General features: G+C 39.1%; 27 protein-coding genes. 24 read left to right on the forward strand and 3 right to left on the reverse strand.

Translation table 11 applies throughout. The annotated features are described in order from the left end of the window. The first annotated feature begins 40 nt into the window (after nt 1-40). From I5J82_RS01750 to I5J82_RS01775, 6 genes are all read left to right on the forward strand, one after another. Complete coding sequence (locus tag I5J82_RS01750) at nt 41-211, forward strand: hypothetical protein (RefSeq protein WP_198766395.1); 171 nt, start codon at nt 41-43, stop codon at nt 209-211. 64 nt (nt 212-275) lie between these two features. Next, nucleotides 276-674, forward strand: coding sequence for a DUF2500 domain-containing protein (locus I5J82_RS01755; protein ID WP_198766396.1), 399 nt, complete (start codon nt 276-278; stop codon nt 672-674). A 17-nt stretch (nt 675-691) separates the two neighbouring features. Further along, nucleotides 692-1,495, forward strand: a complete 804-nt coding sequence (locus I5J82_RS01760) for a GNAT family N-acetyltransferase (RefSeq protein ID WP_198766397.1) — start codon at nt 692-694, stop codon at nt 1,493-1,495. Next, entirely contained in the window at nt 1,485-1,790 is a 306-nt protein-coding gene (locus I5J82_RS01765) for a DUF2087 domain-containing protein (RefSeq protein ID WP_198766398.1), read from the forward strand. The genes I5J82_RS01760 and I5J82_RS01765 overlap by 11 nt, the downstream gene beginning before the upstream one ends. A 22-nt stretch (nt 1,791-1,812) precedes the next feature. Beyond that, entirely contained in the window at nt 1,813-2,823 is a 1,011-nt protein-coding gene (locus I5J82_RS01770) for a phosphotransferase (protein ID WP_332873618.1), read from the forward strand. A gap of 89 nt (nt 2,824-2,912) precedes the next feature. Further along, nucleotides 2,913-3,599 (forward strand): YqcI/YcgG family protein, encoded by a 687-nt coding sequence (locus I5J82_RS01775; RefSeq protein ID WP_198768875.1) that lies wholly within the window; start codon nt 2,913-2,915, stop codon nt 3,597-3,599. A 17-nt stretch (nt 3,600-3,616) separates the two neighbouring features. Here the strand turns inward: I5J82_RS01775 and I5J82_RS01780 are convergent, their stop codons facing one another. Then, nucleotides 3,617-4,165, reverse strand: coding sequence for a GNAT family N-acetyltransferase (locus I5J82_RS01780; protein WP_198766400.1), 549 nt, complete (start codon nt 4,163-4,165; stop codon nt 3,617-3,619). Between the two features lie 19 nt (nt 4,166-4,184). Then, nucleotides 4,185-5,090 (reverse strand): hypothetical protein, encoded by a 906-nt coding sequence (locus tag I5J82_RS01785; protein WP_198766401.1) that lies wholly within the window; start codon nt 5,088-5,090, stop codon nt 4,185-4,187. 119 nt (nt 5,091-5,209) lie between these two features. Here I5J82_RS01785 and I5J82_RS01790 point away from each other — a divergent pair, with 119 nt between their 5' ends. From I5J82_RS01790 to I5J82_RS01820, 7 genes are all read left to right on the forward strand, one after another. Further along, the gene (locus I5J82_RS01790; RefSeq protein WP_198766402.1) at nt 5,210-6,052 is read left to right on the forward strand and encodes a DUF4037 domain-containing protein; all 843 of its coding nucleotides are present in this window, start codon (nt 5,210-5,212) and stop codon (nt 6,050-6,052) included. Between the two features lie 410 nt (nt 6,053-6,462). Beyond that, entirely contained in the window at nt 6,463-7,239 is a 777-nt protein-coding gene (locus I5J82_RS01795; RefSeq protein ID WP_198766403.1) for an NUDIX domain-containing protein, read from the forward strand. A gap of 74 nt (nt 7,240-7,313) precedes the next feature. Then, the gene (locus I5J82_RS01800; protein WP_198766404.1) at nt 7,314-7,862 is read left to right on the forward strand and encodes a cysteine hydrolase family protein; all 549 of its coding nucleotides are present in this window, start codon (nt 7,314-7,316) and stop codon (nt 7,860-7,862) included. 22 nt (nt 7,863-7,884) lie between these two features. Beyond that, entirely contained in the window at nt 7,885-9,372 is a 1,488-nt protein-coding gene (locus I5J82_RS01805; protein ID WP_198766405.1) for a nicotinate phosphoribosyltransferase, read from the forward strand. After that, nucleotides 9,365-9,979, forward strand: coding sequence for a nicotinate (nicotinamide) nucleotide adenylyltransferase (nadD, locus tag I5J82_RS01810; RefSeq protein WP_198766406.1), 615 nt, complete (start codon nt 9,365-9,367; stop codon nt 9,977-9,979). Before I5J82_RS01805 ends, nadD begins: the two co-directional genes overlap by 8 nt. A 15-nt stretch (nt 9,980-9,994) precedes the next feature. After that, the gene (gene nadE, locus I5J82_RS01815; protein WP_198766407.1) at nt 9,995-10,813 is read left to right on the forward strand and encodes an ammonia-dependent NAD(+) synthetase; all 819 of its coding nucleotides are present in this window, start codon (nt 9,995-9,997) and stop codon (nt 10,811-10,813) included. 211 nt (nt 10,814-11,024) lie between these two features. After that, nucleotides 11,025-11,891, forward strand: a complete 867-nt coding sequence (locus tag I5J82_RS01820; protein WP_198766408.1) for a dimethylarginine dimethylaminohydrolase family protein — start codon at nt 11,025-11,027, stop codon at nt 11,889-11,891. A 329-nt stretch (nt 11,892-12,220) separates the two neighbouring features. Here I5J82_RS01820 and I5J82_RS01825 read toward each other — a convergent pair whose 3' ends face one another. Then, nucleotides 12,221-13,372 carry a histidine kinase N-terminal domain-containing protein gene (locus I5J82_RS01825; RefSeq protein ID WP_332873619.1) on the reverse strand — a complete coding sequence of 384 codons (1,152 nt, stop codon included), beginning with the start codon at nt 13,370-13,372 and terminating at the stop codon, nt 12,221-12,223. Between the two features lie 421 nt (nt 13,373-13,793). On the opposite strand from I5J82_RS01825, the gene I5J82_RS01830 reads away from it, so the two are divergent. From I5J82_RS01830 to I5J82_RS01880, 11 genes are all read left to right on the forward strand, one after another. Further along, nucleotides 13,794-14,690, forward strand: a complete 897-nt coding sequence (locus I5J82_RS01830; protein ID WP_066391910.1) for a manganese catalase family protein — start codon at nt 13,794-13,796, stop codon at nt 14,688-14,690. 87 nt (nt 14,691-14,777) lie between these two features. Further along, on the forward strand, nt 14,778-15,599 hold the full coding sequence (locus tag I5J82_RS01835) for a sensor histidine kinase (RefSeq protein ID WP_198766409.1): 822 nt from the start codon (nt 14,778-14,780) through the stop codon (nt 15,597-15,599). After that, nucleotides 15,596-16,228: a response regulator gene (locus tag I5J82_RS01840; protein WP_198766410.1), complete on the forward strand. Its 633-nt coding sequence runs from the start codon at nt 15,596-15,598 to the stop codon at nt 16,226-16,228. Before I5J82_RS01835 ends, I5J82_RS01840 begins: the two co-directional genes overlap by 4 nt. Nucleotides 16,229-16,347: 119 nt before the next feature. After that, nucleotides 16,348-17,721, forward strand: coding sequence for a PepSY-associated TM helix domain-containing protein (locus I5J82_RS01845; protein WP_198766411.1), 1,374 nt, complete (start codon nt 16,348-16,350; stop codon nt 17,719-17,721). Between the two features lie 22 nt (nt 17,722-17,743). Continuing rightward, nucleotides 17,744-18,385, forward strand: a complete 642-nt coding sequence (locus I5J82_RS01850) for an SCO family protein (RefSeq protein ID WP_198766412.1) — start codon at nt 17,744-17,746, stop codon at nt 18,383-18,385. A gap of 207 nt (nt 18,386-18,592) precedes the next feature. Beyond that, complete coding sequence (locus I5J82_RS01855) at nt 18,593-18,874, forward strand: DUF3817 domain-containing protein (RefSeq protein ID WP_198766413.1); 282 nt, start codon at nt 18,593-18,595, stop codon at nt 18,872-18,874. 420 nt (nt 18,875-19,294) lie between these two features. Beyond that, entirely contained in the window at nt 19,295-19,921 is a 627-nt protein-coding gene (locus tag I5J82_RS01860; RefSeq protein ID WP_198768877.1) for a flavodoxin family protein, read from the forward strand. Nucleotides 19,922-19,937: 16 nt separating this feature from the next. Next, nucleotides 19,938-21,221 (forward strand): ergothioneine biosynthesis protein EgtB, encoded by a 1,284-nt coding sequence (gene egtB, locus I5J82_RS01865; protein WP_198766414.1) that lies wholly within the window; start codon nt 19,938-19,940, stop codon nt 21,219-21,221. Continuing rightward, a complete protein-coding gene (gene egtD, locus I5J82_RS01870; protein WP_198766415.1) occupies nt 21,218-22,183 on the forward strand; it encodes an L-histidine N(alpha)-methyltransferase in 966 nt (321 codons plus the stop codon). Before egtB ends, egtD begins: the two co-directional genes overlap by 4 nt. A gap of 171 nt (nt 22,184-22,354) precedes the next feature. Continuing rightward, nucleotides 22,355-23,326 (forward strand): ring-cleaving dioxygenase, encoded by a 972-nt coding sequence (locus I5J82_RS01875; protein WP_198766416.1) that lies wholly within the window; start codon nt 22,355-22,357, stop codon nt 23,324-23,326. A gap of 141 nt (nt 23,327-23,467) precedes the next feature. Next, a complete protein-coding gene (locus I5J82_RS01880; RefSeq protein WP_198766417.1) occupies nt 23,468-24,268 on the forward strand; it encodes a peptidoglycan-binding domain-containing protein in 801 nt (266 codons plus the stop codon). The last annotated feature ends 16 nt before the right edge of the window (nt 24,269-24,284 follow it).

Consider the following 24,284-nt stretch of genomic DNA (forward strand, 5'->3'; position numbering starts at 1 on the left):
AATGAGGACTTCCTTTTAAACCAAGGGAGTCCTTTTTTGTGTGCTTTTAGGTGGTGAGTTTCAATTTATCGGTGGAAAGAGACTTTGTTCAGGTGGTTATTACCATGTTACCGGTGGTCGCGTCGCTACTTCAGGTGGAAAGACAGCATTTACCGGTGAACGTGTAACAAAAATAAGAACACGTACCGTAAAAGGCATGCATTTAATCTGAAACTTCTGTTTTTTCACTTTCGTATGTAATATTATGGTAATAAGGTGTGAGGAGGGGGATGAATATGGAGGATTTTGGAGAACCAGGATTTGGCGGCAGCGGAGATTTAATGTTTGATATTATGCCCATTTTTATTGGTGCTGTATTTGTGATCGTTATAAGTATTTTTGTTATCGTAATCGTTAAAGGAATTAGTCAGTGGAATAGCAACAACAAGCAATCCGTATTATCTGTCGCGGCAGAAGTCGTTACGAAAAGAAGTGAAGTAAGCGGTGGTTCTAATGAAACGTCTGCTTCAACATGGTACTATGCGACCTTTCAAGTGGAGAGTGGGGACAGAATGGAATTCCACGTTAAGGCACAAGAATATGGCATGTTAGTTGAAGAGGATAAAGGAACACTCACTTTTCAAGGCACACGTTATTTAGGTTTTGAACGGAATAGACAATCCCAATCTGTTTAAGTTGAGGGTGTAACGATATGAGAGAATTAAATCAAAGTGATCATGAAAAAGTAATGAGACTTCTGGGCAAAAAGCCAGCAGAGAACCTGTTTACATTGTGGGGTATAGAATCATATGGGTACGAAGACAAGATTCAAACACTATGGGGTCAGTTCGGTACCGATGGTGAGCTAATCGCTGTGCTGTGTAAATTTAAGAACAAATATACACCGTATTGGGAAACAGACTGTAATCTACAGCAGTTTGCAGACATCATCAATAGAGATATAAATGAAAAAGAAGTTAATGGAATAAAGAGTTTAACGAACCAAATAGAACCACTGATTACAGCCGGTTTTTCGAAACGCGAGATTTATTATTATGCAAAATGTGATCCTATACAAAATCTTCACCACTCTGATTTAGTCAGATGTTTAAGCGAAGAAGAAGTTCCTCAGCTTATCTCTTTTTATCAGGAAATTCCTGAATTTAAGAGGGAGTATAATCCGGAGTCCTTTATTGATCAGATGAAGAATGGATGGTCTAGGATATTCGTTATCGAAGAAGATGACAAGTTGATCTCATCAGCATCTACAGTTTGCGAGACAACAGTCGCAGCTATGGCTTCAGGGGTTTGCACTCTATCCGAAAAAAAGGGAAAAGGATTGGCAAGCATCTGTGTAGAACACCTGATGAATAACCTTTTTCAACAAAATAAGACACTTACTTTATTCTATGACAACCCAGAAGCTGGCCGCATCTATAAGAGATTAGGATTTAAAGACATTGAAAAATGGACGATCAATTCATGTAAAGAAAGGAACAACCATAATGACAACTAGCCTAGAAAGTTACCAAAAAAGTGTTTTAAACGCATTTCTAAACAAAGATGGACGTTTGAAGAACATTCCTTCACAAAAGAAGAAAAAGCTAGTGGTGCTAGAATATTTAGTTCGGCAGCTAAACGAGAATCAGTCCTATACGGAACGAGAAATCAACGAATTTATTAAAACATATCATGAAGATTTTTGTACCATTCGCAGAGAATTCATTGTGAACGGATACATGGACCGTGATGCAGGAAATTACATAAAAAGAGATGAAGCGCTTTGGACAAAATGGCAAGAGCTCCAGTAATACAGAGAAAGAAGTGATTGTAGTGGAGACAGGGATAACGAATGAAAGTCTTTGGACTTCTTTAAAAGAGGAAGTAGAAACCCGTTTTGGTTTTGAAGTGGAGAAATACACACCCATTAAACGAGGGTGGCTCAATCAAAAATGGAAGATTGAAACAAATCAAGGTGTTTATCTGATAAAACAATACAATCGAGAGCGAATAAAATTGTATGATCTCCAAACGATTCAATCTGCTCTTCAAACTCAAAATAGATTGTTTTCAAAAGGTTTAGCCTGTCCTGAACTCTTGTCGTATAAAGGTGATCTTTTACAAAAGTCAGCAGAAGGTGAACTTTTTACGGTTATGCGCTTTATGGAAGGACGCTTAATTGCCCCTGGTCATGTTTCGAATGAACAGATTCAATCTCTTGGTGAAGAAGTTGGAAAGCTTCATAACTTATTAAATGATGGAACGTTATCAGCAAAATCAGAAACGTTATTTAAGCTTCCTTCTATAGAAGAACGTGTGGAGTATTGGCAAACTGAATTAAATAAGTGTGACGAACAAGGATTAGACCAAATCCGCTCTTTGATGGATTTTCAAAAGACTGCAACCTTAACGTTTAATATAGAGCAGTTTGAAAATCTCACTCCTGGCTGGTGTCATCGGGATCTTTGGGTAGATAATTTGCTGTTTTCGGAGAATCATATAACGGCGATTCTGGATTTTGATCGGATGAACTATGACTATTTAGAAATGGATATCGGGAGACTGATCATCTCAACGTGTCTGCAAAATAATACGCTAAATCGTAAAGCTGTCCAGGCATTTCTTACAGGATACAATAATACAAATGAATTATCAGTTGAAAGATTAGTGATGTCTTTAAGATTGGTTTGGTATATGGAAAGTACGTGGTGGATCGATGTTATTCCTCATGAAGGAGAGCCACCCAAAAGATTTCAACAAGAAATGGTCTGGTTAGCTGGTCATCTAGAGCAATTAGAAAACATGATGAACTGGAAAAAAGAAGAAGTAACATTTATGTTTTAACAAAGTGGCTTAAGGGAAATTCCTCACTAACAGATTAGAGGAGTGGTTAAGTGGAGACGAAACAATTAAGTTTGCTGAAAAAAGAAGATATGACGAATCCTGAAAAAGTGCCAGCATGGGTTATTGAAGAGTATAAAACTTTTCATGAGACGGTGACAAATAAGACCTTTCCTTGTTATTTTGGAATGGCCGCTGAGAATAAGGGGGAGCTTCGTTATGCGTATGTGACGCATGATGATTGGTCGAACCTGCCTGAAGCGATTCGAGAATTTAACAAACTTTTTGACGCACCTAAATTAATTCGTCACGGACTATTTGTGTTTGTCGAGCCGGAGAAAGAAGAGAAAGACATTCCTTATTATCGCGATTATTTTTGGAAGATGCTTCAGTCATTGCACGAAACAGACAATCAGCCTTGGCCAGAACATATACCGAAAGATCCTGACCATCACTTATTTGCTTTTTCGTTTGATAATGAGCCATATTTCGTATTCGGGAACGCACCCGCATACAAACAAAGAAAAACAAGAGATCTTGGCAACAGCTTAGTTCTTGGATTTCAGCCTCGCCGAATTTTTGATGGCTTAGAGGGAACATCACCAGGTGGAGCGATGTCTCGTGAAAAAGTTCGAGAGCGGGTCGAGAAGTGGGATAACCTCCCGAAGCATCCGAACATCAGTCATTATGGGGACCCGGAGCACCGTGAATGGAAACAATACTTTATTGGAGACGACGTAGAACCGATAACAGGGAAATGTCCGTTTCATCATAAATAAAACGTAGAAAAGGACTCTTAATTGAGTCCTTTTTTATCTAGCCATTCGTGCTTCAGCATACTGAATAGCAAAGAGTCACGCCATCCATCTTTAAGTAGGATGGTTTCACGCATTTTACCCTCTAACTTCATGTCTAGTTTCTTCAAAACCTTTTCTGATGCTTGATTTCTAGGGTCGCATGTTGCAAAAATGCGATGAAGCTGAAGATTTTCAAAACCAAACTTAAGCAATAGTCGTCCAGTTTCTGTTGCAAATCCTTTACCCCAATAATCGGGATGAATTACATAACCGATCTCACCCACACGATTTGTTAAAGAGGTGATCTGTATTTCTCCACCTCCGATCAACATGTTTGATTGTTTTTCAACGACCGCAAAGGCATAACGTATTCGAGGTTTCTTCTTTGCATCGTTAATCACTTCATTTACGTACGCTATAGAGTCATCTTCTTGATTCGGTCCCCAAGGCTGGTATTGAGAAACTATCTCTTTTGAGGCATATTGGTGAATCGCTTTCCAATCTTCAGCAACCATCTCTCGAAATAGAATTCTTGTTGTTTTTAACATCCCACCACACCGTTCTGAATTAGACTTTTCTATATATTTTACATGTAAAGTTAGCCCATGCTTTTTTAAGTTCGCTAATTTGAATAACTTGCCATGGGTTAAACATCGTTTGGCCATGTTTGTTAAATGCATGCTCTTCACTTAAAAGATAAGCAGCATGCACAGCTTGATTTTGATGATTAAACCATATTAATACATCCCTGGATTGGACAGAAGAAGTCTCATTAAGATGATAGTGATTTTCCTCTAACAGATTTAAGAAGGGTCCAATCTGCATCCAGCACTTGATATCATCGGTAGAAGAGCGGACCGCTGAAGCGACAGCCGCAAGACAGTTAGGACCGTTTTCTTCTGGAAACGTGTCCATGTACGGGTATAATTCTGGGTAGTGGGTTTGATAGTTCTCACGTATTTCTTGATTCAAGGCATGTTCGCCAATCCACTCATCTGCATAGTTCATTAAGATGGCGTGTTGAGCATCTTTCGACAATTGATCCCAGTTGCACTTTTGAAGAATCACAAGATTTTGAAACGAAGCACCTCGTTTTAATATCTTTAGATGATCATCAACTTCTAACGAATTTAAATTCTTCATCAAATCTTTTAATTCATCCTCTGTAAAAACAAGCCCTCTGTTAAGTGCTTTTTGTTCCGCAATTATATGATCCCTTTCCAACGTAGGTAGAGCATGGAACTCCTCATTGGACATCACGCTTATATATTCAGCTTTTTGATCAATACTCCATGTAAGAAAAGAGGTTCTAATGTCCAGTGTAAACACAGTTTGATTCATTTTCGTTATTTTATGAGAAGGAAAATTGTCTGGTTTACTTTTAAAATAGAATAGATCACGATCTGGTACGAAAATTTCGCTCCATTTTTCCAATGTTTCCTGAGGTATAGCATATTTCTTTATACTTTTCATATCTACTCCTAATAAACGATAGCTGCATAAAATATGATAATCTTATAGTATCAATAAATGACATATGTTAGTAGGCTCAGAGAGCAAGTTAAGTTAGATGAAAATAGGAGAGTTAAAATTTGAAGTTAAAAGATATGGCTAGTAAAATGGCAGCTATTTATAAAGAAAACAAAAAAGTGCAGGCTGTATTATTGGCTGGCTCTGTTTCAAGAGGCTGGGAAGACGAACACTCGGATATAGAACTGAATATTTTCTGGTCGGAACCTCCAACTGATGAAGACAGAATGATACCTATTGATAGAATCGGTGGATCAATCATTGAATTGCATCCTTTTGAAGAAGAAGAATGGGCAGAGAGCTATTTAACACCTCAAAATGTAAAGTTTGAGATCAGCAGTTTCTTAACATCTACAGCAAAAAAGTGGATAAAAGAAGTGGTGGAGAAGTTCGAAGTGGATTACGGCAAACAGTGCATGGCTTCATCCGTGTTTTATGGGGCGAGTTTGTACGGAGATCGAGTGATTAATGAACTGAAAAAGGAAGTTAAAGTCTATCCAGATCAATTAGCACAAAACATGATAGAAGAAAATCTAGCTTTATGGAGCAGGTGGAACAACCGCTATGCTCTGTTGGATAGGAATGAGTGGATCATGTTGTATGATCTGATGGTTGGTGTACAGAAGAAACTTCTCGGAACACTATTCGGTTTAAATAAATTGTATATTCATCATCCGTCATTTAAGTGGATGCACAAATACAGTGAGATTTTTACAATAAAGCCCGAGAATTTGGATGAACGACTATCCCGTATTTTAATTCAAAATGTTCATGAGACTTTAAAAGAGTTAGAGCTGTTGATTCAAGAAGTTTTTAATCTTGTAGAGAAGCATTACCCGGACCTTCCATTTTTAGCAGCTTACAAAGAAAAGATGAGCTTTGTTCGGCCGGAAAATAAAGGCTGATTCCAAGTATAAAAAAGAGGTTATGCATACACAATAGAAATAGCCATCCGGGTGGATTTTTCTGCTCGGGTGGTTTTTTCGCTTCTAGAGAAGTTGATTGGAGTGCAAGGTGCGAGACTCCTCGAAAATTTAACTTCAAATTTTCTTCGTGCGATGTGTCGCTGCCGAAGCCTTCCTTGCGGGACAGGCGGGCAGGTGAGACACTTAAAAGTGAAACGTAAAACTGTGGCTCACCGCCTGCCCCTCGGAAAGCGAGCAACCTGGAACGGAAATCAACTACCATCAAAAGCTACAATGAATACGAAAACAGCCTTTCTAAAAAATAAAGTTTAACTGTTGACAAAATGAGGTAAATAGAATATAAATAAATTAACAATAAACAATTTGTTAATTAAAAAGGAGGGGCACCATTGTCTAATAAGCAAGCTTTGAAACAATACGACATCAAAAAATATCGTACACCAGATGGTTACACTTCCGATATTTGCGTTTTTACAATATCTTCAGAAAAAAATGAGGCCTATAAACCTCCGACGATGGACCTCAAGATTATGCTGATTAAAAGAGCTGGGGTTGATTCAGAAGGAAATATGAACATTGAGGCAAACAAGTGGGCGATTCCCGGAGGTTTTGTGCAAGACGATGAAACCGGCTTTCAAGCAGCTAAACGAGAGCTAGAAGAAGAGACAAATATCTCTGGAATTCATATTAAACATTTCGGTGTTTACGACAAACCAGGTCGAGATCCTAGAGGATGGATCATCTCGAACGCACATTATGCGATTGTTCCTGATACGTATCTATCGCTAAGAAAAGCACAAGATGATGCGGCTGATATTGAACTGTTCTCAATAAATGATGTACTGGATCTGGATCTAGCGTTTGATCATAAACAAATCATTGAAGATGCGATCCAAGTAATCACAAACGATCTACTGCAAACGACTGTAGCTAAGAACTTTCTACCTGAGTACTTTACTTATTCTGAACTTCAGGCTGTTTTAAAAACAGTAACAAATGATCCGGCGATACTAAGTGATCAATCATTTTCAAGAAAGATTAAATCTCTTCCTTTTATTCAAGAAGTACAAGGAAAAACAACAACAAGAACTTCAAAGAGAGCAACAAAACTATATACATTCATTGAGATGGATGTTATAAAGCCGATCTATACAGCACGTTACTAACCATATTTTTTTATGTTTTATAATTAACAAATTGTTAATAGTTAGACAAAAAACAATATTAGGAGGCAGTTACGATGAAAAAAGCTTTGATTAATATTGACTACACATTTGATTTTGTGGCAGATGAAGGTGCTCTAACTTGTGGGAAACCAGGTCAGGACATAGAAAGTGAGATCACCTCTGTCACGGAAGACTTTATAAAGAACGGTGATTTTGTTGTTTTTGCCATTGATCAGCATCATACCGATGATCAATTTCATCCGGAGAACGAGCTTTTTCCTCCACACAACATCGAAGGTACACCAGGTCGAGAGCTATATGGCAATTTACAAAAAGTATATGAAACACATAAAACGAAATCAAATGTTTATTGGATGGATAAGACCCGATATAGTGCCTTTGCGGGAACAGATTTACTAATGAAGCTTCGCGAACGTGGAATTACAGAGGTTCACATCGTAGGAGTGTGCACAGACATCTGCTGTCTTCATACAGCTGTCGATGCTTACAATGCCGGACTTAAGATCGTTGTTCATGAAAAAGCAGTAGCGAGCTTCAACCAAGCAGGACATGAGTGGGCATTAGGACATTTTAAGAGCTGTTTGAACGCAAAAGTTATCTAAATCATTCTTGGAGGTAATGGAAATGAACAATAAATATGCTGATGATAGTTTAGCGCTGCACACTGATCTTTACCAGATTAATATGGCCGAAACATACTGGGAAGACAATATTCATAATAAAAAGGCTGTTTTCGAAGTCTTCTTTCGTAAACTTCCTTTCGGGAACGGATATGCTGTATTTGCTGGATTAGAGAGAATCATAGATTATCTGAAGAATTTCAAGTTTACAACAAGCGATATCGATTACCTTCGGGAGGAACTAGGGTACGAAGAAGATTATTTGGAGTATCTGCAGCAAATAAAATTTACGGGAACTGTTCGCTCTATGGTTGAGGGAGAATTGGTCTTTGCAAACGAACCTATCATACGAATAGAAGCACCATTAGCAGAAGCGCAGCTTATTGAAACGGCTATCTTAAATATCGTGAACTACCAGACACTTATCGCTACAAAAGCATCCCGCATTAAACAAGTGGTTGGGGAAGAACGAGTGATGGAATTTGGAACACGTAGGGCACAAGAGATGGATGCAGCGATATGGGGAACAAGAGCTGCGTTTATAGGTGGTTTTGAAGCCACATCAAATGTAAGAGCAGGAAAACGATTCGGCATACCAGTCGCAGGTACTCACGCACATGCTCTTGTTCAGACGTACCGCGATGAATATACGGCATTTCATAAATATGCCCGACGTCATAAAGACTGTGTGTTTTTAGTAGATACGTATGATACATTGCGATCTGGAGTGCCTACAGCGATTAAGGTTGCTAAAGAGTTAGGAAACAAAATTAATTTTCAGGGAATTCGTTTAGATAGTGGAGATCTCGCTTACCTTTCAAAAGAAGCGAGAAAGATGCTTGACGAGGCAGGATTCACAGATACTAAGATTATTGCTTCGAATGATCTAGATGAGAATACGATCATCAATCTAAAAGCGCAAGGTGCAAAGATCGATTCGTGGGGAATCGGTACAAAATTGATCACAGCTTATGACCAGCCAGCTTTAGGAGCAGTCTACAAACTCGTCTCTATTGAGGACGAACAAGGAGACATGGTAGACACGATAAAAATTAGTGGGAATCCTGAAAAAGTGACAACTCCTGGTTTGAAAAAAGTTTATCGAATCATCAATACACAGAATAACAAATCTGAAGGTGATTATATTGCACTTGACAATGAAACGCCCGAAGAAGAGCCTCGACTTAAAATGTTTCATCCCGTTCATACGTTTATCAGTAAATTTGTAACGAACTTTAAAGCGAAAGAGCTTCATCAGGATATTTTTGTAGAAGGTAACGTAGTCTATGAAACTCCCACTCTTAAAGAGATACAGCTCTTTGCAAAAGAAAATCTAGAAGTATTATGGGACGAATACAAACGGACGATGCATCCCGAAGAATATCCAGTTGACCTCAGTCAAGAATGCTGGGATAACAAGATGAAGAACATTCAAGACGTGCAAACAAAAGTTATGTTATTAATCGGAGAAGGAGAATCTCACAATGGGTAAGATTGGAATCTATGGATCATCTTTTGACCCTATAACGAATGTCCATCTATGGACAGCAAGTACCGTTGCACATCGCTGTAAGCTAGATAAAGTGATTTTCCTGCCATGCTCAAGTAAACGAAAAGATAAAACGATGAAAACCTCAGATACTCATCGCTGGGAGATGCTTCAGCTAGAAATCTCAAATAATCATACATTTATAGCTGATGATCATGAAATGCTTCAAGAAGCTTGGGAAGTGTATACGTATTACACAATGGAACATTTTAAAGAAAAATATCCTGATGATGAAGTTTACTTCATTATGGGAGCAGATCTTTTGGTTGATATTGCAGATGGTAAATGGAAGTATGATGAAGAGTTAATTGCGAGCAATAAATTTATTGTGATGGCAAGGGACGATATCAATATGGTCAAAACGATTTCTCGCTCGCCCATCCTAAGAAACCACGATGATGGCACAAAATTTCATCTGATTGATAAAGGACTGTCTATGGAAATCAGCAGCACTTATATCCGTGATGAATTTTCTAAGGGTGGCGAGCCAAGGTATCTTTTACCTGATGCTTGTTATGAATATATAAAAAAACATGAACTGTATAAATGACAGGAGGGATTATCGATGTCTTTGCAGCAAAGAATCATGAATGATCTTCATACAAAATCAAATATTGTAGCTTCGACTGAAATAGAAAGCAGGGTAAACTTTTTAAAACAATACCTCATTCAATCAAAGGCAAAAGGTTTCGTGCTTGGTATCAGTGGTGGTCAAGACTCTACATTAGCAGGCCGGCTGGCGCAGATCGCAGTAGAAGAGTTGAGAGAATCAGGTCATATCGTAAAGTTTGTTGCCGTGCGCCTGCCATATGGAACACAAAGAGATGAAGAGGATGCTGAGCTCGCACTGTCTTTTATTAATCCCGATGATCGAATTTCTTTTGATGTTAAAAAAACGGTAGATGTCTTTGCAGAAAGCTATAAAACGAATGCTTCACAGCCGCTTTCTGACTTTAATAAAGGTAATGTTAAAGCAAGAGTAAGGATGATTACCCAGTATGCAATTGCTGGTCAGGGGAATTTATTAGTAATCGGGACAGATCACGCCGCTGAAGCGATAACAGGATTCTTTACGAAGTACGGTGATGGAGGAGCAGACATACTTCCACTGGCGGGTTTAACAAAGCGTCAAGGTAAAATGTTGTTAAAAGAATTAGGGGCACCAGAAAGACTGTATGTCAAACAACCAACGGCTGACCTTTTAGATGAAAAACCACAGCAAGCAGATGAAACCGAATTAGGAATAACGTACGATGAACTAGATGATTATCTAGAAGGTAAAGCCGTTTCTGATGACGCAGCAAAGAAAATTGAAGAGCGGTATCTTCAAACAGAACATAAAAGACAGCTTCCCGCTTCTCTTCATGATGAGTGGTGGCAATAATGACAACAGCTGATTCAAAAAGGTACTTACGAAGTACCTTGGGGTCAGCTGTTGTTTTGCATTTTATTTAAATATTTTAAAAAGAAGTTAACTTTCAGCTATTTTTGGAAAAAATATAAATAAACTAGTGAAAGATGCAAAAAACGTTTACGGGACTATTGATTTAGGGAAGAGCCTTATAAATACCTTATGAGCGCATGGAGGATTATAGATGGCTACCGTAATAAAAGGAGAATACAAACACGTGAACTGTGATAGTGAATACGGCACATTAAAGAAAGTAATTGTGTGTGAACCGAGATATATGAAGATCGATGAAATTATTAATGAAACGCAGCGTCATTTTGCAAAAGATAACATCAACATGAAACGAGCAATGAAACAGCATCAGCATTTTGTGGAGACGATGAAAGCAAACGGTGTAGACGTTTATAAACTGCCTGCGATGGAAAAGTTTCCTGAACAAGTTTTCACTCGTGATATAGGATTTACGATCGGTGAAACGGTTTTCGTATCACGTATGGGAAGCAATATTCGAGATGGAGAAGAGAAGGTCTTGCGAAACTGGTTATTAGAACACCAGATTAATCTTTCTTTGATTGATGGAGACCGGATTGAGGGCGGAGATGTAATCGTCCATGGCGATACCGTTTATATCGGTGTGAGTGGAAGAACGTCTGAGGAAACCATTCAAGAACTTCAATCACAGCTGCCTCATTTGAATGTCGTGGCTGTACCATTTGATCCCATCTTTTTGCATCTGGATTGTGTATTTAACATTTTGTCTGAGAAAGATGCCTTGATCTATAGACATGCTTTTGGAGAAAAAGACTATCAAATGCTTGCTTCAAAATTTAATGTGATTGAAGTAGAGAAAGAGGAACAATTTACGATGGGTACGAACGTATTATCTATCGGAAACAAGAAGGTTTTGAGCCTTCCTGTTAATAAGAACGTTAATACAGCACTTCGTGAAAGAGGGTATGAAGTTTTAGAAGTGGATATTTCTGAAATCATAAAATCAGGTGGTTCTTTCCGATGCTGTTCGATGCCGTTATATCGGGAAGAGATGCATTAAATAGTGTTTAAATAGTCTTTGCCAGCGGCAAAAGGCTATTTTTATTGGCTGAAGATCAACCTTTGTAGGTGCTAAGCTTTAAACTGTCTGTTTTAGACGTATTTTTAATGCTGCAGGGTAAAGAGTACTATTCTTTGACCTAGGAGGCAATTTAAAGAGAGCTATTACTTTTCTTGATACGTTTGACCCCACCGAAATGATTACGCACAAAGTACCTTTAGAAAAAGCGGATAAGAAGTTTAACAAACACGAAGATGAATGTATAAAGGTTGTCCTAAAGCCTTAGTTGCATGAAACTAAATAAGGAACTTGGATGGCCAAGTTCCTTTCTATATTTCTATTTGTGAGTTTTCTTCTGCCAGTGTGGTATCAGTACCTTGAAGGGGAAGAACGATAGTGAAGGTCGTTATGTTATCATCGGATGAACAACTGATGGACCCGTTATGTTTTTCAATAATTTTTTTACATACAAATAGTCCAATACCTGTACCTAATTCTTTTGTTGTAAAGAACGGCTCAAAAATCGTACTGATTGTTTCGGGTGGAATAGCTGGGCCGTTATTAGAAATAGTAATATGTACGTTATCGTTATTTTCGATCTTACTAAAAATCATGATTCGTCGATTCTGTCTCATTTGGCGCAACGCATCGATCGAGTTCATGATGAGATTAAGCAGAACTTGTTTCAACTCGTCCTTGTGTGCCCGCAGCGTAATCGTAGGATCAATGCGGGGAATTACTGTCACATCTGCATCCACTAAACTCGGGTACATAAAATCTAGAATATCTGTGAACAAATCTTCTAAAGCAAAATCCTCCGCTTCTCGTTCTTGTACTCCTTTTCTTGAGGCGTGAAGAAATTGAGAGATACGAAAGTTTAATTGTGTTAATTCATGACTGATGATATCAATGTATTTCATGTTTGGATCTTCTTGCTGCATGAGCTTTACAAATCCCATTACAGCTGTCAATGGATTTCTGAACTCATGTACAAAACTCGATGACATTTGTCCTAAAATGGTTAAACGTTCTTTGTGACTTTGGTCAATGAATACTGTTTTTTCCTCAATCTCAATATCCTTTAGCTGAGTATACTTCTTAACCGCATGATATAAAAACTCATCAAAAAGGGAATTGATCGTTTCAATTACAGGTTGTAACTGTTCAATGGATATGCCAGAGCCCGTCACGAAACGGACAATCTCACTTCTTCCAAGGTTTACATTGTATACAAATTCACCTATATTGATCTTAGCTTCCAACCGCTGTACAGCTACTTCATGTGCGAGGCGCATAATTTCTTCGGGAGATAGTTTACGTCGTAAGGACTGTTTAACTAGCTCAACCATATGCAGGGCATTATCTATAACTTTTTCTTTATGTACATCATGATTCGATATCACGATTCTCTGGTGCCAATCATGTAAGTAAGTAGGCAAGTTATCATCCATATATGTGATTAGACTTTCTGTTATGTCCACCGCTCGCACCTCTTTCAACATTAAAATCATGGAAAGAATAAAAAATGAATCAGCCAACGTTTGATATATAAAAGTATTTATACTACATATAGTAATGGAAATATAGACGAAATGCCATATGCAGTTTACAAATTTTTCATTAAATTGTGAAAATGATGTAGGTATTTCGACAGAGAGCAACGAAATCATTCATAATCTTCTGTTATTTACTTTTCGGTACGCATGAAATACTATCCTTTAAATTTTAAATACTATTTGAAATAATTATTGTGATTTTATCTACATCATGGAATGGTGATGAACTCTATCCAGCCTTTCCATCTGCTTCGTCTCATCAATAACTACTCATGAGATAATTGGTATAGTACAATCTTGACATCACATACCCTTAAACGACATGCAATCGTGAGGAGGGAATTTCATGTTTAAACGCTTTAACCGGCTGGCGATCGAACTGCCAACACCTACGAATCCTGATGCGAATGCCGCTGCTGCAGTTCAAGAATTGCTAGGCGGTCGTTTTGGTGAGATGTCGACACTTAATAACTATATGTATCAATCTTTTAACTTTAGAAAAAGAGGAAAATTAAAACCTTTTTTTGATCTCGTCTCGAGTATTACGGCAGAAGAATTTGGGCATGTCGAGCTTGTTTCACATACGATTAATATGATGATCTATGGTACGACACATCCTGGAGATGTCAACGACGCACCGATGGCAGCAGCTACCGATAAGAGGAACACACAGCATTTTATTGGAACAGCACAAACATCGTTCCCGTTTGATTCAATGGGAAAAGCTTGGAACGGAGATTATGTATTCAGCAGTGGGAATCTACTTCTTGATCTCCTTCACAACTTCTTCTTAGAGTGTGGAGCCAGAACCCATAAGATGAGAGTTTATGAGATGACGAGTAACCCTGTTGCCAGAGAGATGATTGGTTATCTTCTTGTACGCGGTGGTGTGCACGTTTTGGCATATGCAAAAGCGATTGAGATGGTAACAGGAGTTGATATTAAGAAGATGCTTCCAGTTCCTGATCTAGAGAACTCAGCATTTGAAACAACACGAAAATTTGAAGCAGAAGGAGTACACCGAAAGTTATATACGTTCAGTGATACCGATTATCGAGATATCGCTTTAATCTGGGCTGGTCAGCATCCGTTAGGAGGGCCGCTTGAGACTGTAATCGGTGCTCCAGCAGGTGCTCCAATGCCTGAATTACGCTCCATATCAGAAGAGTTCGCGCCAGGTATCTCTCATGAAGATTTTATGCAGATTGCTGAAAGACTGAAGAAAAATGCAGGAATAAGTTGATCGACCGGCGTACCTTGCGTCGGTTTTTTTTATGGTATGATTTATTATGTTTATAGAATTTGTGAGAAATGAAGGGAAGTCCGGCAGATGACGTACAGACAAATTAAGTGGTTGATCCTGCTCATTCCAACGATTTCCGTTGGTTTATGGGAATACGTTAGACATACGGTTCTATTGCCTTATATATCCATGAACACGGGAAACTGGCTGTCTGCCATCATCGTATTTCTTGTTACGCTTTATTTTTTGAATATCTTGTTTGGAAGATTAGAGCGCATGCAGCAAGAGCTTCAGAGAGAACGTTCTGAGAAGGCGGTCTTAGAAGAACGGGAGAAAATTGCGAAAGAGCTGCATGATGGTATCGCTCAGTCTTTATTTTTTCTCTCTGTTCAAGTGAATAAGCTAGAAAGTGAGTTTAGTAGAGATGATAAATCGTATCATAAACTAAAAAAAACCTTGCAGCACATTCACGATGATACGCGAAGTGCCATTCAAAATCTTCGAAACGTACCAGCTCAAGCTGATATTTCGTGGACACGATCATTAAATGCATTCTTCAATGAAATGGAGAGTCAGCATGACTTCAAGATACATCGCGAGTGGAGTTTGAATGACGATGATCTAACTTCAAAGGAAAAAATCGAGTTGTTTGCTTGTGTACGTGAAGCAATCATCAATGTTATCAAACACGCTGATACGAACGAAATATGGTTGAATACGACAACTACTCCAAAAGGATGGATATGTACCGTTGAGGATCAAGGATCAGGATTTGATTCTCAAAAGCCTACAGATGGATTCGGACTAAAAATTTTACAAGACAGAGCGTATTCTATGGACTGGAAATTAAAAATCGCCAGCACGGAAGGGAAAACGACGGTTACGGTAGAGAAGGAGGAAAATGCATGACGCAGCCTATTCGTTTATTGATTGTCGATGATCATCATCTTGCTCGAGAAGGTGTCAAAGAGATTCTTGAGTGTCAGACCGAGTTTGAGATAGTAGGTGAAGCATCTAATGGTTTACAAGCAGTAGAGAAGACTAAAGCTCTTATGCCAGATCTTGTTCTTATGGATATATCGATGCCGAAGATGAATGGTTTTGAGGCAACTAAAGAAATTAAGAAGCAGTTTCCAAACGTAAAAGTAGTGATTATGACGGTTTCTTATGACATTACGGACTGGTTTGAAGCTTTAAAGCGTGGTGCACAAGGATACCTTCTCAAAAATTTGAACACAGAAGATATGCTGAACGGTTTGAAAGCATATGCTATGGATGAAATTCCGATGTCGAAAGAGATGGCTTTTCGAATATGGAAAGAATTCAAGAAGGATGGACAAGCTGAGCAAACACTTTCTGCCAGGGAACAGGATGTATTACAACTGGTAGCAAAGGGGCATTCGAATAAGGAAATCTCGAAAGTACTCAATATTTCTGAGAATACTGTCAAAACCCATATGAAGAATATTTTAGGAAAACTGCATCTAGAAAATCGTGTCCAATTAGCAAGCTATGCTTACGATAACGGTATCGTTTAATTTAAAGCGTCATACAATGGACACATTTTTATTTTCGTAATCACCCTTTAGAGTGATTACCATTTCATGCTTGTTGTTTATACTTTTCCATATTGAGTACGAATAAGGAGAATATAAATATGCAAGCAACAGCTTACAAGCTACCAGAAAGCAATGAAAATCCATCAAAGACATCTAACAGTCTCTACCAGACGTTTTGGAGATGGCATTTTTATGGTGGGATTATCTTTGCACCTTTTTTAATCTTACTTGCTATTAGTGGCGCGTTATATTTATTTCAAGCTGAAATTGAGACGATGATCTACAAAGACAAGATCATTGTTCAAAAAGGCGATCAATCACTTCCGCTCTCACAGCAGATTGACACAGTTCTAGCGGAGTACCCTGGAGCAGAGATTGGTTCAATCAGATTGCCGAAAGAAGATACTCGAGCTACTTTAGTAAAAGTTATAGAAAATGATGTGGTTACACAGGTTTATGTAAACCCATACACAGCGTCTATAACAGGAACGATGCTTGACGAAGATCATTTCAAAAATGTTGTCGCTAAGCTACACAGTGAATGGATTGTTGGAGGAACGTTCATCAATAGGTTCGTTGAACTGGCTGCATGTTGGACGATCATCATATTGATTACAGGCTTATACATATGGTGGCCAAGAAACAAGAAGACTTTCATGGGAACGATCTTTCCTCGTTTAAAAAAGAGAGGCCGCATGTTCTGGAGAGACCTTCACGCAGTAACAGCATTCTGGCTATCGCTGATGATTTTGATCCTAATCGTGACAGGGCTGCCATGGTCAGGTGTGATGGGAGAACAGATAAATAAGCTCGCGACGAATGCAAATGCAGGCTATCCAACTTATGCATTCATGGCGCCAACAGCAGAGAAGACAACAGGTGAGATCGCAGAAGACATTCCGTGGGCAACTGAGAACAACCCTGCACCAGCATCAAAAAAAGATGATGGATCCCTCTCTGTTGATCAAGTGATGTACTTAGCTCAAGAGAACAAGATTCAAAAGCCTTACACGATTTCATTGCCCAGAGGAGAAGATGGCGTATTTACGATTGCTTCTTCACGAGATAAACCGGAAAATGAAGCGACGGTTTATTTTAACCAGTATAACGGAGAAATCGTAGAGGATATAAGGTTTAGTGACTATGGATGGATGGCTAAGGCCATATCGATTGGAATCGCACTGCATGAAGGTCATTATTTTGGTCTTGCTAACCAGATTTTAGGAGCGATAGCTGCTCTTGGTTTAGTGGCGATCGTCATCTTCTCACTCATCATGTGGAAAAAGCGTAAACCTTCTGGAAAATTAGGAGTGCCAAAGAAATCGGACAAGAAGCTAAAGCCGTGGATTATCGTCCTCATGATCATTACAGGTATTGTTATGCCTCTTGCAGGTATATCTTTTGTCTTCGTATTCTTACTAGATCGTTTTGTTATACCACGAGTAAAACCGCTTCAGGCATGGCTGTCATAATATTATTAGAGGTGAACTTATCATGAAAAGAATGATGTTAATTTTCGGACTTGTGCTGACGATAGCAATCTTATCAGCATGCGGTTCAGGTGGATCCAAGGACGAACACGAGAATCATAAGAACCACGAACAACATAATACCGAAAGCAAGGAGACGTCTCAGTCATTAGACTGGGACGTTCAGTCGTTTTCTTTCAAAGACCAAAACGAAGCTGAATTTGGGTTGGAAGACTTAAAGGGTAAAGTGTGGATGGCGAATTTTATCTTCACGAACTGTACGACAGTTTGTCCGCCGATGACTGCTCATATGGCTAAACTTCAAGATATGGCAAAAGAAGAGAGTGTAGATGTGGAATTTGTTTCTTTCTCTATCGATCCAAAAAGAGATAATGCTGAGGCATTGAAGAAGTTTGGTGAAAACTATGACGCGGACTTCTCCAACTGGCACTTCCTGGGTGGTTATGAACAAAAACAAATTGAACAATTAGCAAAAGATTCATTCAAAACACCTGTAGTGGCTGATCCTAACTCAGATCAATTCATCCATGCGACTGCATTTTTTTTAGTTAATAAAGAAGGAAAAGTAGTCTCTAGATATGATGGAGTAGAGAATACGCCGTACGAAGAAATCATTGCAGATATGAAAAATAGACTAAAAAAGTAAAGAAGCATTATTTTATAGTGAAAATAGAGCAAACACCCGAGTGGAAAAATGAAAGGGAATTCAAAGAGAAATAGTTGGGGGTCTGACCCCAACTATTTTTTGCATTTGTTCACACAATAGTTATGGTTTGGAAGTCTAACTTCTACATACTTATGATAAAACTATAGATAGAATCGTCATTATGTGATAATGGAGGTAAATTCATTTATGAATCCGATAAAAACGTTAAAAACAGTGGGATATCTTGAAGGTGCTTCGTTCCTAATCCTTCTTTTCATCGCCATGCCACTGAAGTATTTCTTAGATCAGCCGATGGCCGTATCAATCGTTGGTGCTCTTCATGGTCTGTTGTTCGTTCTTTACATTTTAGTCATTCTGTATGTGTACAACGTGAAGAAGTGGCCGATCATGCGCGCATTCTTGGCGCTGTTATCCTCTGTCTTGCCATTCGGACCGTTCATTTTCGACCGCAAGTTTTTAAAAGATTAATACTGCTAAAAGAGAGACTGCTTTTCGTAGGCTCTCTTTTTTTGTTACTTAAAAGGTAGAGAGGGTGTATCATGATTTGTCGAAAAGCCTTTATTTTTCAATTTAAACTTAATTGCTATCGATTTAGACTTAATTAATTTATTTTAGACTTAATTACTAGCAAATTAGACTTAATCACTCTCGATCTCGACTTAATTACACCCCCTAGTCAAATCACAATCGGGAGTTTGCTTGCCGCATGAACAAATCAAATGAAATTGTCCTCCTCAGACGCAACCCAAACGTCACTAAAACGAAATCCCTACAATTCTCAAAATACATCTCCCTTCATGTTAAGAATTTGTTTAAGTTGTTTTAATTTTCTAATTTTCGGCTATTTATACTTTAATATGGTTTTAAACAAGGAGGGACAAGCTTTTGATTAAAGCACTTCTGCTTAATGCGTCACTTAAAAGTGGTGAAGAAGTCTCCAATACAGAAAGTTTGATGAACGAAGCGGTGCATATTTTCAATAAGAACAACATAGATACTGAGATGGTAAGGCTTGCTGATTACAGAATCGCATACGGTGTTTCGGAAGATGAAGGGGAGGGTGACGAGTGGCCACAGATTTTTGAAAAAGTAAAAGCGGCTGATATCCTCATCATCGGAACACCGCTCTGGCTAGGTGAAAAGAGCAGCCTTGCTACACAAGCGATCGAGAGGCTATATGGCGCGAGTGGTATGACGAACGAAAAAGGCCAATATATATTTTATAACAAGGTGGCAGGGGTAGTTGTGACAGGTAATGAAGATGGAGCGAAACACGCGAGTGCTTCCATTCTGTACGGCTTGTCTCACATTGGATTTACACTACCACCGAATGTGGATACATATTGGGTTGGTGAAGCAGGTCCAGGACCTTCCTATATTGAAGCGGAAGGAAACAAAAATGATTTCACGATGCAGCACAATAAAATAATGACGTACAATCTGATTCACTTTGCAAAGCTTTTAAAAGAACATCCTATTCCAACAGAAGGCAATGTGGTAGAAAGCAATAGCTAATAAAGGGAGGATACTTATGGCAATCGATCAGTTAGCGGTAGCACGGTTAAGTGAGCAGTTTAGTGCAATCAGATCATTATCTGAAAAACTAGCATCAAAGCTTCAACATGAAGATACGATTATTCAGGCTATGCCAGATGTAAGTCCGCCAAAGTGGCATCTGGCACACACGACATGGTTTTTTGAACGATTTATCCTAAAAGAAAAGAATCCTTCATACGTTCCGTTTAATCCAAATTTTGATTATCTTTTTAATTCCTACTATGAAACCATTGGTTCTTATCATCCCAGACATTCTAGAGGCGTACTTTCAAGGCCGTCTATGGAAGAAGTGTATGCGTATCGAAACTATGTAAACGAAGGGATAGTGAGTCTGCTTAAAGACTATGGAGATCAGCTTCCAGAAGGGGTTGAAGATTTAATTGAGATCGGTCTTCAACACGAACAGCAACACCAAGAACTTCTTTTAACGGATGTAAAATATAACTTCAGCTGCAACCCTATGCTGCCTTCGTACACAGAACCTTCTACAACAAGTAATCACACAACAACTGATCATCAATCGCAAGTCAATGAAATTAAGTTTGAAGGAGGACTCGTTGAAATTGGTTTTGAAGGAGCAGGGTTCTCATTTGATAATGAACGGCCTCGTCATAAGGTTTGGTTGAATGCTTATCAGATATCTTCCCATCCCGTTACGAACGGAGAATATCTTTCTTTTATTGAAGCGGGAGGATATGAGCAGCCTGAGCATTGGTTGTCGGATGGCTGGGCAACAGTCAAAAAAGAAAATTGGAAACATCCCCTTTATTGGCGTAAGGCTGAGGATGGATGGTACACGTTCACGTTAACAGGTGAAAAGAAATTAAATCTTGATGAACCTGTCTGTCATGTAAGTTTTTATGAGGCGGATGCTTATGCTAGGTGGAGCGGAAAAAGGCTGCCAACAGAAGCAGAGTGGGAACATGCGATGAGTTCCATCCCAATAGAAGGAAATTTTGTTGAAGAAGAATCATATCATCCGATTGCGGGTGAGTCTTATACAAAATCACCGATAAAGAAAGCCTTTGGAGATGTATGGGAATGGACCAGTAGCCCCTACACTTCGTATCCAGAGAGTAAACCGCTCGAAGGTGCGCTCGGAGAATATAATGCGAAGTTCATGTGCAATCAAATGGTTTTACGTGGAGGATCATGTGTAACCTCAAAATTGCATATTCGACCTACTTATCGCAACTTTTTTCAAGCTGATAAAAGATGGCAGTTCAGCGGCATTCGCTTAGCGGGGGACCTCACATGAAAACAGTTAGATCGAACGTTCATTATCACATCGGAAACGAACCTGAAACAGATATGTATAGTGAGGTACTCCTAGGATTGCAACAAGAGAAGAAGTTCATTTCTCCAAAGTATTTTTATGATAAAAAAGGTTCTGAGCTGTTTGAAGCCATTACGATGCTTACAGAATACTATCCGACCCGAACAGAACTCTTTATCCTAAACAAATATAAAGGGGAAATGGCTGACGCAATCGGAAGGGATACGGCACTCGTAGAGTTTGGAAGTGGCAGCAGTGAAAAAGTGAGGACACTTTTAGAGGCGATGCCTAAGCTCAAAGAATATGTGCCGATTGATATCTCAAAAGATTTTCTTTATCAATCAGCACGAGCGCTGTCTATAGAATATCCTCATCTGGATGTTCATGCAGTTTCTGCGGATTACACGGATAAGTTTGAGGTGCCAGAGCTCACATCTAAACGCAAAGCTGTATTTTTTCCGGGATCTACTATTGGGAACTTTGAGCCCAAAGAAAGAATGAATTTTTTAAAGATGACAGCGGATTTTCTTAAACCTGATGGCGGTTTGTTGATTGGAGTAGATATGAAAAAAGATCATGCTGTATTGAATGCAGCTTATAACGATAGTAAAGGGATCACAAGTCAATTCAATAAAAACTTATTAAACCGATTAAACAGAGAACTCTTGGCAAACTTTGACCTTGAAAAATTTCAACATCATGCTTTTTATCATGCTGAAAAGGGCAGAATTGAAATGCACCTAGTTAGCATGGTAGATCAGACGATAACCATAGGTAATGAGAACGTCTTATTCACCGAGGGAGAGACTATTCACACTGAGAATTCTTATAAGTTCACAATTGATGAGTTTCAAAATATGGCAAGGGATTGTGGGTTCACACCCAAAAAAGTATGGTGTGATGATAAGAACTGGTTCAGTATGCATTACTTGGTTGTAGAATAGACTAAAAACTGCAGGACTCCTTTATTGAGGAGTTCTTTTTCGTCCACAAAGTATAGATTTAAATACTCAGTTAGTTAGCGTGCATTCGTGTTTAGTTCGAAGCTTTTTATTGGGCATTTTTTTACCAAAGGGAGATAATAAGAAAAAAATGTTATGGAAGAGGGTTGGATCATGAAACTAAAAGGAATTCACCATGTTTCCGCGCTAACTGCAAAAGCACCTGAGAACTTTAAATTCTATACAGAGGTAATGGGATTAAGACTGATCAAGAAAACTGTAAATCAGGATGACACAAGCGTCTATCATTTGTTTTATGGCGATGAGAAAGGAAATCCAGGAACAGAGCTTACGTTTTTTGAAATTCCGATGGCTGGAAGAAACCATGATGGGAACAACAGCATCTCTGCTATTTCACTTCGTGTAAAAAATGATGATGCTCTACACTTTTGGAAAGAGCGTTTAAAAGAACATGGAATTGAATCAGAACATATTAAGGTGCGCGCAGGTCGTAACACTTTGGCATTTAGAGATCCTGAAGGTCAGAGGATGATCTTAGTTTCTGATGAAAACAACAGGGGTGTTGCAGGAGGACAGCCGTGGAGTAAAAGTACAACACCAGAAGAATATGCAGTAGTTGGGCTAGGTCCTGTAAGGTTAACTGTTCCTGCAGCTGAACCAACTGTTGGAGTGCTAACAGAACTATTAGGTTTTAAACAAACTGTAAGCTACGAACCTGAAGTGGAAGGTCAACCTGAAATCATTGTTTTAGAAACAGGTGAAGGGGGTAGCGGTGCTGAAATTCACGTAGAAGAACGAAATGACCTCCCTCAAGAACGACTTGGTCGAGGTGGAGTGCACCATGTAGCCTTTCGAGTAGATAATGAAGAAGAGCTTCATGAATGGATTGAAAAAGTAAAAACATCTCGGTTTCCGAATTCTGGATTTGTAGATCGTTTCTATTTTAAATCTCTATATTTCCGTGAACCAAATCGCATCCTTTTTGAACTTGCAACAGATGGTCCCGGATTTGATACAGATGAAGAGTTAGAACATCTAGGAGAATCACTTGCACTACCTCCTTTTTTAGAACCACATCGTGAAGAAATTGAGGGAAAATTAAAACCACTTAACACAAAACAATAGACCTTCCATGGCCTGAATCTTAACGGATTCAGGTTTATTTTTGTTATAGAAATTTTTTGGGCGAGAACGCATCATAAAAAAAGTATTTTGGGAAAAATTAAAAAGCGTTACAACAATTAAGATATAAGGAGATGTCACAAGATGTATTGGCAAAAAAATGCAAAGAATATTTCAAAATATGTGAGTGCCTTTGTTCTGGCATTAGCTCTACTATTAGGTACTTCAAACGCAGCTTCTGCAGTTGGGAAGAATGCAAAAGGTCCAGATGTATACGCGATTCAATCCATGCTTAAGTCCTTAGGCAGTTATTCTGGAAAAATAAATGGTTACTATAACGCATCTACAGTGAAGGGTGTAAAGTATTTTCAAAAGAGTCATGGACTACCTGTGACAGGATCAGTTGACGCTCGTACGTATCAATCAATTCTTTACGCTTACTCTTCTTTAAAATTACCTAAAGTTCGTCAAGGCGGCGGAGCAGGTCAAGGTGGCGGAGCAGGCCAAGGCGGCGGAGCAGGTCAAGGCGGCGGAGCAGGTCAAGGCGGCGGAGCAGGTCAAGGTGGCGGAGCAGGCCAAGGCGGCGGAGCAGGTCAAGGCGGCGGAGCAGGTCAAGGCGGCGGAGCAGGTCAAGGCGGCGGAGCAGGTCAAGGCGGCGGAGCAGGCCAAGGCGGCGGAGCAGGTCAAGGCGGCGGAGCAGGCCAAGGTGGCGGAGCAGGCCAAATTGAACAAGGTGAAGGTCAGCAACAGGAACAGCAACAAGGTGAGCAAGAAAAGGGCCAAGAGCAGCAAGTTCCAAAGCAGATGGAAGAAAAAGGTGAGACTCCTCAAGCACCTGAAGCACCTAAACAAGATATGCAACAAAAAGATTCAAAACCAAGTCCAAGTGTTCAACCTGGGAAAAGCGGTCCATCACCAGGAATGAAAGATAATGGAAAAGACTGAAAAACAAGTATGAAAA

It is taken from the genome of Fictibacillus halophilus, assembly GCF_016401385.1.
Lineage (GTDB): Bacteria > Bacillota > Bacilli > Bacillales > Fictibacillaceae > Fictibacillus > Fictibacillus halophilus.